Source organism: Enterococcus canis NBRC 100695 (assembly GCF_001544375.1).
GTDB classification, from domain to species: domain Bacteria; phylum Bacillota; class Bacilli; order Lactobacillales; family Enterococcaceae; genus Enterococcus_H; species Enterococcus_H canis.
On sequence record NZ_BCQJ01000019.1, the window covers coordinates 1 to 10539 of the forward strand.

General features: G+C 36.2%; 9 protein-coding genes. 4 read left to right on the forward strand and 5 right to left on the reverse strand.

What is annotated here, in order from left to right:
- Window positions 1-579: 579 nt before the first annotated feature.
- The 3 genes from ECA01S_RS14610 to ECA01S_RS14620 all read left to right on the forward strand — a co-directional run bounded on the left by ECA01S_RS14610 (window position 580) and on the right by ECA01S_RS14620 (window position 1476).
- Window positions 580-780: a hypothetical protein gene (locus tag ECA01S_RS14610; RefSeq protein ID WP_231371800.1), complete on the forward strand. Its 201-nt coding sequence runs from the start codon at window positions 580-582 to the stop codon at window positions 778-780.
- A gap of 20 nt (window positions 781-800) precedes the next feature.
- Window positions 801-1142 carry a transposase gene (locus tag ECA01S_RS14615; RefSeq protein ID WP_231371799.1) on the forward strand — a complete coding sequence of 114 codons (342 nt, stop codon included), beginning with the start codon at window positions 801-803 and terminating at the stop codon, window positions 1140-1142.
- Between the two features lie 223 nt (window positions 1143-1365).
- A complete protein-coding gene (locus ECA01S_RS14620; protein ID WP_231371798.1) occupies window positions 1366-1476 on the forward strand; it encodes a hypothetical protein in 111 nt (36 codons plus the stop codon).
- Between the two features lie 88 nt (window positions 1477-1564).
- Here the strand turns inward: ECA01S_RS14620 and ECA01S_RS13350 are convergent, their stop codons facing one another.
- From ECA01S_RS13350 to ECA01S_RS13370, 5 genes are all read right to left on the reverse strand, one after another.
- Window positions 1565-1753, reverse strand: coding sequence for a CsbD family protein (locus tag ECA01S_RS13350; protein WP_010746358.1), 189 nt, complete (start codon window positions 1751-1753; stop codon window positions 1565-1567).
- Between the two features lie 99 nt (window positions 1754-1852).
- The gene (locus tag ECA01S_RS13355) at window positions 1853-3040 is read right to left on the reverse strand and encodes a class C sortase (protein ID WP_010746359.1); all 1188 of its coding nucleotides are present in this window, start codon (window positions 3038-3040) and stop codon (window positions 1853-1855) included.
- A 65-nt stretch (window positions 3041-3105) separates the two neighbouring features.
- Entirely contained in the window at window positions 3106-5013 is a 1908-nt protein-coding gene (locus ECA01S_RS13360; protein WP_067396371.1) for a SpaH/EbpB family LPXTG-anchored major pilin, read from the reverse strand.
- 16 nt (window positions 5014-5029) lie between these two features.
- Window positions 5030-6562: a SpaH/EbpB family LPXTG-anchored major pilin gene (locus ECA01S_RS13365; protein ID WP_010746361.1), complete on the reverse strand. Its 1533-nt coding sequence runs from the start codon at window positions 6560-6562 to the stop codon at window positions 5030-5032.
- Complete coding sequence (locus tag ECA01S_RS13370; RefSeq protein ID WP_010746362.1) at window positions 6563-9586, reverse strand: VWA domain-containing protein; 3024 nt, start codon at window positions 9584-9586, stop codon at window positions 6563-6565.
- Window positions 9587-10174: 588 nt separating this feature from the next.
- On the opposite strand from ECA01S_RS13370, the gene ECA01S_RS13375 reads away from it, so the two are divergent.
- Window positions 10175-10539: ISL3 family transposase (locus ECA01S_RS13375; protein ID WP_067396368.1), on the forward strand; the 365-nt coding region annotated here is incomplete at its 3' end.

A 10539-nucleotide genomic window follows, 5' to 3' on the forward strand; every position in this document is an offset into this window, starting at 1 on the left:
AAACCTTATACTTACTATAAAATTTTTTGAAGAGTCAAAGTATTATACGTAATGAATAATTGCACTATAAACATAACATGATTCAGTCACCACCTCTAATTCTAAAAAATCACTGTTGTTTATGTTACTAATAATACTCAATCTAAAAAACATCATTATCAAACACTTACTATATTCAAAAACTGTTACTAATTATCTACTTTTTCTACTAACTTACTACAAATTTTCTAACTTTACAAATTTATTAAATCGTCAAACCCAATCATAGGAAGATAATCAAATGTACGGATGGAATGACAAGTCATTCTAGCAAGCAAATTCTAAATATCAAAGATTCCTATATTCCCTTTCCAAAATATTGTGGACATGATTCTATTATTCGTCACGCCTATCAAGAGAGCTTTATTCCGTTATTTCCGTATCAGGAGGTACCGAGTGATCTACACCTGTATAAACAGCGTTTTTATTGCATGCAATGCCATCATACTTTTTCTGTAAAAACCTATCATGTAGCAGAAATTTTTACATTTCGCAAAACTTAAAATTCGCAATCACTGTTGATTTGAAGAAAAAGATTTCATGAAAGATATTACGGAACGCTACTTTGTCTCCACAAAAACCGTTGAACGTGTCTTAGATAGTTTTTTGAAGAAGCATGTAAAAAACAACTATCTTCCCAAACATCTCCTCCTTGATGAATTCAAGGGGACGAGTGATTGCGAGGGCGCTATGTGCTTTATCATCTGCGATGCGGATACTGGTAAAATTTTGATATCCTAGATGACCGGCACAACTTCAAGTTGCGGGCGTATTTCCATCTATTTACCTTAAAAGCTAGAAGACGAGTTACGCACATTGTTATGGATATGAATATCTCTTACTATACAGTGACCAAAGAAGTTTTTCCAAATGAACGAATCTCTATCGATCACTTCCACGTCATCCAACAAATTACGAGTGCCTTTAATAAGCAACGAGTTCAGGCAATGAATCAACTAAATAAAAATGATTCGCAGGATCAAAAAGATTATCGAAAGTTGAAAAAAGTATTGGCGAACAATTTTGAAGAAGAATATGAAGTTAAATTATACCTCCTTCAATCAATTTCCCCTCTGCCAAAGAAAATATTTAACAGAATCTAAGGTGACAGATTATCTACTTTCTATAGATGACCAACTACACCAAAACTACGAGGTCTATCAAGAATTGTTGGCTTTTTGATACAAAAAATTCGGTCGATTTTTTCAATTTGATTGACGGATTACCGCATTCTTTGAACGATGAATTTAAAAAAAGCGATTTGATACCTAACAAAGCACAAAAAACAGCAAAAATTTTTTAGAATATCCTTATTCAAACGGGAAATTGAAAGGAAAGAATAATCTTATCAAAATAATCAAAAGAATAGCAATTGAATTCCACACTTTTCGTCACCTCCGGATGCGTGCTCTAATCCAGAAAAATATTGTGAAATAATTTAATAACACAAAAAAGGAAATGCTTCAGCATTTCCTAAAGTATGATTTAATCAAAACAACGCCATTGACAAAGAGCCAGCAAAAATTTATTTTTCTTTATCTTTTTTATCAAACAATTTGTTGATTTCACTAGCTACATCATCTTTTAAATCTTCAGCTTTTTCTTTGATTTTGCCAGCTTCTTGTTGTAGCTTACCTTTTAATTCTTTTGAATCATCACCTGTTGCCTTACCTACTGTTTCATTTACTTTACCTTTAACTTGATCTTTATCCATTGATATAGCCTCCTTATTCTTTACTACTCTTCAAGAGTAGCAAAAATATGATCAACTTTCCAATGAAAGAGCTTCAAATGTGTCAGATTATAAATTAAATTATTTTAAATTTGGATTATTTTCAACAGTATAATTATTTGTCATTTGCCAAGGACTCTTTTTGGTAACCAGGGTAAATCGCTCATCTGTCACTTTTTTAATTTGAATTTTCAAATTGCCCGTAGTCGATTTCAGAACGTATTTTCCACCTTTCATCGCTTCAATTTGAATGATTCCTGCTTCATCACTTGTTGCTTTTAGCGGTTTGCCATCACGATTGATTTGATGCTTTCCTTTACGATCATAAACCGCAAAAGTCACCCCGGTTAAGGGCTTTTGATTCTGCAATATGTTGAATTCCAACAAATAGCGCTTTTTGGCAATGGCTAATGTTTTGGCGTGCTTAATAACTGCGGCGACTAAAAGTGCGATAAGTAATACTCCCCCTACCACAATTCCAATAATTCGCAACAATTGATAGCGGTCGGCTTTTTTCAGCTCGGCTGCCATTTTAGGTACATAGGCAATGCGATGGGCTCGCACCAACAGTCGGTGACTGTTAATCATGTAAGGCGTACAGGTCAAGAGCGTGACGTAATCCTTGCCCTTTTCAATCTGCAGATAATCCGTATTCGTCGGTTCTATCACTTTGATTTGATCCACTTCGTAAGCATGGATTTCTTTATTGATCTCAATGTAGAACTGATCCCCCTTTTTTAGTTCTGGTAAATCCGTGAATAACTTCGCTTCTGGTAAACCCCGGTGTCCCGAAATGACAGCATGAGTACTTTCGCCACCCGTTGGATAGGAAGTCCCTTCCAATAGTGATGTCCCTTTCGCTAAAAATAAATCATTGGTCGTGTCAAAAATTGGCAGCTTCACTTTGATTTTAGGGATATTGATAACGCCAATCGTATGGGTTTGATAATAGTCTTTCGGTGGATTCGTAGGCACTTTTTTCTTCTTTGTCGCATCAGACCAGGGATCAGCCCCCGGATTGCTACCTTTTTCCGCTAATTCTTTGTTTTTCTGTTCCATCTTGGCTTGTGCCGCCTGCATAGCCTCTTCGTTCTCAGCATTCGCCTTGGCTTGATAATAATTGATGATTTGCTGATCCAAAAAAGTATTCAGCGTGTCACTAATAAAAGGATAAGACAGCGCCCCAATGCCAAAAATCAGCAACAAAACCATCAAAATATCCACAAATGTTCTTTTTTTCGTTGTTTTCTTCTTCGCTGCCTTTTTCATGAGACGCTCCTTATAGCAAAATCAGGACAGAAGCCATACGCGGCTTCTGTCCCAGTTCAGTTCGTTTACGCTTCAGTTTGTTTGCGTCCACGTGTAAAGTAGAATACCGCACCCGCTACCGCAATCGTACCAATTGCGATGAAAGCATAGATTCCTTTACCACCAGTGGAAGGAAGAGTACCTTTGTGTTTGTTTGGTACTTTTTCTGGATTAATTAGATTTTCAGTAGTTCCGTAAGAATCGCCGTTAACTGTAAACTCAATACGATTCGATAATAAAACATAATCGTTTGGTGCCACAGTTTCTTCTAAGAAGTAGGTACCGTATTTAAGACCAGTAATCGGAACCAAGCCATCTTTTTTGGTAGTAAAAATTGTTGCTTCTTTAGCATCCACCCAGCTTACTGCCTTTGTTGTATCATCGATTTTCAAATATTTCGCTGTATTGCTGTCTTGGTCACGAACAACAAATGATGCACCCGCTAGTGGTTTATCTGATGTTTTATCTGATGTTACATCACCATCGACTTTAATGAAACGTTTGCCACCCGTTACAACTTCAACACTTGGTGTGTTTGGATCACTCGTGTGACCATTGTCAACGTTGGCTTCATTTTTAAACCCTTTCGTTGGATCTGCCTTATCATTTAAATGCATAAAGTAAACAAATTTTAAGGTGCCACCAGGCGTTAATGAAGGAATAAACTCTGGATTAACAGCAACCGTAAACCCATTCCCTTGTTCAGTCACTTGGTAGTTATTTGAAGAAATCACTTTGTCTCCATCATATAATGCATACCCATAATCCTCAGAAATTTCGTTATCAAAGGTTAACGCTGCATCATGCGTATCGACTAAATTGAATTTCACATATTTATTTCCATTACTGTCCTTATCTGCGATTCCTAAAGGAATGTTAACAGAAATTTGATATTGAATTTTTTCTCCGATTGCTACATCTTGGCCGTTTAATTGCAGTGCTGTTTTTTCAACCTTTGATGTATCATTTTTAATGGTTAATGCGACTTTTTGTTTTTCGGTACTAATCGTAAAGGGTGTTTTTGTTTGACTGTCAATTAATGCTGCGTTATCAGGAGCTTTTATTTCTTCTAACGTATAGTCGCCAACTTCAAGATTTTTAACATTCAGTTCACCTTCTGCATTTTTCGCGTCTGTAAATTCATTTTCTCCAATACCATAGCTATGGCCAGTAATAAAATGTTTTGCTCCCTCTTTATTCATAGTCCAAGTATACAAGCCATCTTTAACTCCTTGGATATATTTGACTGTGTTTGATTCGCCTTCGCCTTCAGATTTTGAAATGATAAATTCCGCATCATTCAAGCCTTCATTTTCAGCGGTACCTACTTTTTTCACCTGTAAACTTCCGTTATTAGAGACTACGTTTTTAGGGTAGATATGAATTGTGCTTAATTCTTCTGTTCCATATTCATAAGAACCATCTGCCTGTTTAATCATTTCATAAACTGGAAAGGCAACTACCATATTGTCAGCAGCTACAACCACATCTTTTTCTTCTTCCTTAATTGTATAGACCGCATCTTTGCCATTTTGTTTTTTAGGTAAATTCAAAGTAAGATTTCCACCTGCATCTGTGGTTCCTTGAGCAATTGGAGTATTTGGAGTCAAATTTTTTACTTCAGCTTTAGCATCATCCACCGAAGTATCAGCAGCGCGACTGTTATAAAATTCAGTCGTAACATCATAGACACTAAAAGTAACACCTGCTAGCCCTTGATAGTTATCAAACTCTGTCATCTCATTACCACTATTTTGAATCAGTGGATTAGGTACATTCTCACCTGTCATTTTCTTTTTATGGATGATAATATTAGCCATATCTGTATTACCATCAGCAAATACATTTTTAGCATTACCAAGTCCTAATACGAAAGGAAATACCATAATTAATGTTGCAATAACGCCCCAAATCTTCTGTTTTCTTGTTTTCATTTTCTTTAACCCCTTTTTATTCTTCATTTTTTTCCTTTTTATTGCGAACAAACACAATGATCACGATGAGAATCATGACGGCACCTAACCAAACCATCTTATTGTTCAAGATTTCATTGGTTTTTGGAAAATGGTGTTTGGTATTGGGTTTGTTTGTATCCGGTACATTCGGTTTGTTTGGTTTATCTGGCTTATTAGGTGGCGTTTCGGTCGCCTTGTTGACGACTTTCAGTACACCATCTGCCATATCGTAACTCGTTTCGCTAATAACAAATTCAACCGGCGATTGATTTAATTGGTACCCCTCCGGCGCGGTAATTTCTTGTAGCTGATACTTACCATAGGCTAAACCAGTAATCTCAAATGCTCCTTCTTTATTGGAAACCAGCTTCACAAGATTCGCAGCATCCCTAGAATCTTCCCAAGCAAAACCATCTTTACTTTGTACGAGATATTGATTTTGCTCATTTAAGACGACAAATTCGGCACCAGCTAATAGCTTAGTATTATCCGCCATGTCCACCTTCACAAATTTTTTGCCGCCAGTCTTAACGTCCACTTCTTTGGTAATTTTATCGAAGTCCGTATCTAGCGAAGCCGTATTCACAATCTTTGCATCGACTTTTTCATGACTCATCAAGGTGTCGGTATAAGTGATCACGATGGTTTTTCCTTCATAATCGGATAACTTGTCAATATCCTTAAAATTCAATTCAAAGCCATGCTCGCGAACGTTTTTTTCATACAGGAAGCTGACCTCTTTACCATCAATCGTGACCTTTAACGATTCTGGATTAAAATGTAGAACATCATCCGCTTGGTCCGTAATTTTAAAGTATTTATAGTCGGTCAAATCATCTGGTACCGTGGTCGTTACCGTGAAAGGAATCTTATCACCAAAATTATAGTTGGCTTTGCCATCCGTCACGACTTTATTAAACCGAGGTGGAATCGTTTGTTTCCGTTCATTCTTCGGATAAAGATGAATCGGATTTAAAACTGCATCGCCATCGTAAACCGGCAGCACTACCACCAAATCTTTCGAAACAGTATTAATGTATTTTGGGGCACTAGATTCATGAATCAAGTACACTGCATCTTGTCCTTTCGCTTGTGCAGACTTCGCAGCAAGACTGAAAACCAGCAAACCATCTTGCACATCAGCTACCGTGTAGCGTTGTTCCCCTTCACTTGCGCGGTGGGTGGTTCCTTCCGCAACCCGAACTTTATTTGGACCAAGTTTCGCAAGTTCTTGTTGCGCTTGTTCCGCCGACATTCCGGAATTTCTCAACTCATAAAATTTCCGAGAAACATCGAAAACTTCAAATTTCACATTATTCAAACCGTGATATTCCTTTAATAAGGAGGCATGATCGTCATCCGCACGGCCTGTGTTTTCACTATCAGCCGGCATCTCTCCATCCGGAAAAGCAATCTTGTGTAACACAATATCCACACGATTATCCTTCGACGTATCACTGGCCGACATTCCCATCATTAGAGGTACAAACAGCAGTAAACTAGTAAATGCTAACAGCATCTTCTTCATCTACGCCACCCCCTTACTATTACGAGAACGGTAAAAGAAATAACCGCCCACCACAACCAATGCTAGCGAGCCAGCTAGATAGTACATCCACGTACCCGAACCACCAGTGGAAGGAAGAGGGACTTTGGCTTTGTTGGGAACATCGAAAGTTATGACATTGTCAGCCACAGTTAAATTAGCATTAGATAGTTCTTTGTTAGATATACTTACTTTTCCAGTTGCATCAATTTCTATTCGAATTGGATCATTCAACATTCGATAACCATCTGGACTTTTTGTTTCTCTTACCTCGTAAACTTTCCCCTTATTTAAAGTAATATTTTTGGGTAACACATAAGTTCCATCACCTATTGATTCGAGCAAAGTTGATTCGCTTAAATCCCCACCAGAAATAGCAAACTCAGCACCCTTCAGTAAACTTCCAGTAATACTATCTTTCTTAGTAATCTTTAAAGACAAAGGGGTAAATATCTTAGTATTTTTCCAAGTATTATCATTAATTTTAGCTGATTCATAATTTGTAAGTTCTGTTAGTTCTTTACTAATTGCATATTTAAAATCATTACCTTGATTATCAAATTTTGGTAACCAAATTGTTTCGCTATAAGGTGAATCTGCAGCAGAAATTTTCTGAACGCCTATCCTACTCCAGATGTTTTTATCATCTAATTTTTCATTTTGACTAGTTATTCTCAAAACACCTATAGGGACTTCATTCCTACTAACTTGGAACAATAAATCTGATCTTCCTAGTATATTACTATCAAACTCATCCCATTCTTTAGTTAAATCTATTGTTGTACCTGGTGCTTTTGCAGAAGGAACACCGAAATCTACTATACTATCGGGGAGCTCTTGATTAGGTGTAAAGGTTGTTCTCCCATTTATTTGATACCACTTATCAGGCACAAAATTTTCGTCTTCTGTATTTATCCTAACTTGATAATGAATTTGAATTTCTTGACCTTTTCCCAAGTTAAGATTGTTGATGTCTATCTCACCATTTTTTTCTGGTTCGGTGTAATTTGGTATTAGAGCTGATCCAGCAACTGAAGTTACCTCTAATGAATTAGTTACATAATTGAATTGTTTTCCAATAGGATCAATTACTTTACCACCACTTACGGTACCAATAATCTGAACTGCCTTATTAGAAAAGTAATTTGCAATTCCCGAAGCCTTATTTGCTGTTTCATAATAAAGGACTCCGCTATCACTTTTAGTAGCAATTTGTTTCATTCTATTTTGAACTTGCTCCGACGTTAAATCTGCATTTTTGTCACTATTTAGCTGTATACCCAATGAATGAATTTCAGTTCCTGCTTCTTTAATTTTAACTGCTTGACCAATAGTAGCAACAAAAGCATTTGGAACTCTAACGTACGTAGAATTTTCACTATATTTTGCTGTTGGATAATTTTTAACATAGTTACCTCTATTTCCGTTTTCAGGAGAGTACGTATAGTATCCATTTAATGAAGAAGAATTTCCCTGTCCAATAATAGTGTTTTCACTATCATCAGCATAATAGCTTTCTCCTTCTGTCAGTGTTTTGGGTGCATTAGCTATGCTCTTAACACTTGATGGCTTATAACTGAAAGTTGGAACCCCATCGGTTAGCAGAACAATAACCTTCTTATGGTCTTTAGCACCATTGGAAAGTTGATTCTGGGCATCTCGCAAAGCTTTTTCTGTAAATGTTCCTCCCGAGGCTTTATTTGGTGTAAAAGTCTTTATTCGTTGCTGAGCGTCCTTGAAAGGCATTAAATTGATTGTATCGTTAAGATATCCTGGACTAGAGTACCCAACATAGCCAATATTAATCTTATCGGAGATTCCACTAGCAGCTAATGTATTGACGAATTGATCTATCCCTTTTTTCACTTCGCCAATTCGGTTATTATCATTCATACTACCTGACCAATCGACAACTAACATAATATCAATTGGTGTAATTTCCTTTTGAACATTTCCACGAATATTCAGGAAGACATCATACAATCCTTCTGATTGTGTAGATTCCTTGGCATACTTTCTAATTGCAAAATCAGCATCTGCTCCGGTTCCGCCATATTCTATATAAGAATTTTTCTTATTGTTTTGATTTCCGTCCCAAGATGTTATCCCATCCCATGAAGATTCTCCGCCAACATTCCCTTGATGATTTATAACATTACTTTTTTCATCAGGTTGCCAAAAATTGGTTGGATAAGTGCCCTTTTCATTAGAAGTATATTCGGGAATAATATCCGTATATGTTTTTCCTGCAAGAGCCACGCTATCTGCCGCACTTCGCGTAATTACTTGTGGTCTGCCTGTTTCTTCATATTTCTTTTCAGCTTCTTTTTTAGCGGAATCAACTGTTGCTTCGTCAGCATCGCCTAGATTCGTTACATCACCACTTGTTGATTCTTTTGTAGCCTCACTAGAAGAAGTCGCAGTCGATCCAACAGTGCTTGAACCCAAGCTACTTTGTATTGTTGTCGATTCTGTTACGTTAGCTTTCACAAGTGTAATCGGATATTCTTTTGAGAATCCTACTTCTTCAGCCTTATCGCCCGTTTTTGTATTCAAACTAATTTTTAAATTGACTTCACTTACCACCGGTGTCGTAAATTTAATTTGATCGTTTTTAATAGCAGTGGATACTTCTTTTTCCACTACTTGACCGTAGTCTGCAATACTCTTATCTGTTTTTACCTCAAATAAATTTTCTGATGACTGATCATCTTTGACCGTTGTTGGCAAGATAACAGCTTTATCTTTTACATCTTGTAGCGAATAGGTCAAGCGTGTTGGCCCTTTGTTGTCATTTTTATGTATATTGATTTGCCAATCAACATGATTTTCCTTAATTTGATATTGAATTGAAGCCTTACCGTATTCGTTATCAAATAATTGTTGTTCGTTTTTTTCTTTGTCTTCCGTTAACGCAATTGCTGTCATGCCATTAATGAAAGATTGAGCAGAGAACAATAACACGACTATCCAAACCAAGAAGAACAAACCTCTTTTTCTCATCATCTTCACTCCACGTATAGTATTTTTATTAATGACTTTTATCTAAGTATTTCTAGTTTATAAATTACAGTAAAATAACACATATCCCACAGAATTTGTTTCGCTATACCTACTTTCTAGACTGTAAGTGAACGAAAAAAAAGCACTTAATTCGTCTATAGCTTATAACAACGAATTATCTTTCTTTTTCACTTAAATTACAACCCAATAATAAAGGTAAGTATATTGAAAACTTTTGTTTTTACCCAAAGTTACTGAAAAATAAAAACTTGACTATATAATAAATTCGGTTTGAAAAAGCATTAATCAATATAACTATATATAATATTTCTCGAATTTTCATTAAAAAGTTTTAATATTTATAGAATCGATAATTATTTTATACGAAAACTCAAACTCTAAAAAAACAAAAAGGCTACCTCCTACTAATCGCGTAGTTAGCCAAAATAGTATAGAACGCTTCAATTAATAGGCTCTATACTTTTTGATGTTGGTGAATCTCACCAGCATCTTTTTTGTTGTAAAAAAGAAAAAGACACCTTAAAATCCAATTGAATCAATTTGGCGAACCAATTCAAAGGAGGATTTAAGATGTCCTATACTCAGCTTATCAAAGATACATTAGAGATTCTAGATTTAACTGTCACTTTTGAAAAAAATTGTTTAACAAAAGAAAAGTATAAGGGGGCTAGCTGCATGATTTATCGTGGAAAGCTTTCTTATGCGCCTCGATCATGCGCTCACTGTACTGAGAAAAATACGATGATTCGTTGGGGTAAAACAACCGTCCGGTTGTTAGTCCATGATGTGTCGGAATACAAAACCTATTTAGATTTAGAAAAACAACGTTTCCGCTGTAAGCATTGTGGAAAGACTGTCGTAGCTGACACTTCAGTAGTCGACAAACATTGTTTCATTCGTCGTAAAGTAAGATGGTCAGTTGTTGAACAATTCCC

What these genes read in the sequence shown, in the direction of transcription:
- ECA01S_RS14610 (WP_231371800.1), top strand. Translation starts at nt 580, where the DNA reads ATGAAAGATATTACGGAACGCTACTTTGTCTCCACAAAAACCGTTGAA.
- ECA01S_RS13350 (WP_010746358.1), bottom strand. Translation starts at nt 1,753, where the DNA reads ATGGATAAAGATCAAGTTAAAGGTAAAGTAAATGAAACAGTAGGTAAG.
- ECA01S_RS13355 (WP_010746359.1), bottom strand. Translation starts at nt 3,040, where the DNA reads ATGAAAAAGGCAGCGAAGAAGAAAACAACGAAAAAAAGAACATTTGTG.
- ECA01S_RS13360 (WP_067396371.1), bottom strand. Translation starts at nt 5,013, where the DNA reads ATGAAAACAAGAAAACAGAAGATTTGGGGCGTTATTGCAACATTAATT.
- ECA01S_RS13365 (WP_010746361.1), bottom strand. Translation starts at nt 6,562, where the DNA reads ATGAAGAAGATGCTGTTAGCATTTACTAGTTTACTGCTGTTTGTACCT.
- ECA01S_RS13370 (WP_010746362.1), bottom strand. Translation starts at nt 9,586, where the DNA reads ATGATGAGAAAAAGAGGTTTGTTCTTCTTGGTTTGGATAGTCGTGTTA.